This is a genomic window from Microbacterium karelineae, assembly GCF_009745985.1.
GTDB lineage: Bacteria > Actinomycetota > Actinomycetes > Actinomycetales > Microbacteriaceae > Microbacterium > Microbacterium karelineae.
Genome location: NZ_WFIX01000044.1, coordinates 1 through 1,171, shown reverse-complemented (window position 1 = coordinate 1,171; position 1,171 = coordinate 1). Strand labels below are relative to the sequence as shown.

At 37.7% G+C, this 1,171-nt stretch carries 1 protein-coding gene; it reads right to left on the bottom strand.

What is annotated here, in order from left to right; genetic code table 11:
- Nucleotides 1-1,171: 30S ribosomal protein S1 (locus GB932_RS21865; protein ID WP_156758901.1), on the bottom strand; the 1,171-nt coding region annotated here is incomplete at both ends.

Sequence of the window (1,171 nt, the reverse complement as noted above, 5' to 3'; positions counted from 1 at the left end):
AGATGTAGATTAATCCGTCGATACCTTCTTCTAACTCTACGAATACACCAAAGTTAGTGAAGTTTCTTACAGTTCCTACATGCTGAGATCCTACCGGATACTTAGCTTCGATGTTTTCCCATGGATCTTTAGACAACTGCTTGATACCAAGAGAAATTTTTCTTTCTTCTCTATCTAAAGTTAATACTTCAGCTTCTACTTCATCACCTACTTTTACAAAATCTCCAGCAGATCTTAAGTGAGTAGACCAAGACATTTCAGAAACGTGGATTAATCCTTCAACACCTGGAGCAATTTCTACGAATGCACCATAGTCAGCAAGAACTACTACTTTTCCTTTTACTTTGTCACCTACTTTCAAGTCAGCAGAAAGAGCATCCCAAGGATGAGCTTCTAATTGCTTCATACCTAATTGGATTCTTGTTTTCTCATCATCGAAATCAAGGATTACAACTTTTACAGTCTGTCCGTCCTCTAGGATTTCAGATGGGTGGTTCACTCTAGACCAAGAAAGGTCTGTAATGTGGATCAATCCATCAACACCTCCTAAGTCAATGAATACACCGTAAGAAGTAATGTTCTTAACAGTTCCTTCAAGAACCTGACCTTTTTCAAGCTGAGCGATGATTTCTTTTTTCTGACCTTCGATATCTGCTTCGATCAATGCTTTGTGAGATACTACTACGTTTTTGAACTCAGGGTTGATTTTCACAACTTTGAACTCCATAGTTTTTCCTACGAACTGATCGTAATCTTTAATTGGCTTAACGTCAATTTGAGAACCAGGTAAGAATGCTTCGATTCCGTGAACGTCAACGATCATACCACCTTTAGTTCTAGATTTAACAAAACCGTTAACGATTTCTCCAGTTTCGTGAAGTTCGTTTACTTTATCCCAAGCTTTAAGCGTTCTAGCTTTTCTGTGAGATAATTGTAATTGTCCAGTTTTGTCTTCTCTCTTGTCAACCATTACTTCTACCTCGTCACCTACTTTCAGGCCTTGGTTGTAACGGAATTCGTTCAGAGAGATAACACCTTCAGATTTGAAGTTGATGTCTACGATAGCTTCTTTATCAGTTAATCTTACAACTTTACCAACTAAAACGTCGTTATCGTCAAGGTTGTTTAGTGATCCGTTGTAGATTTCTTCTAAATCGCTTTTTTCTTTTCT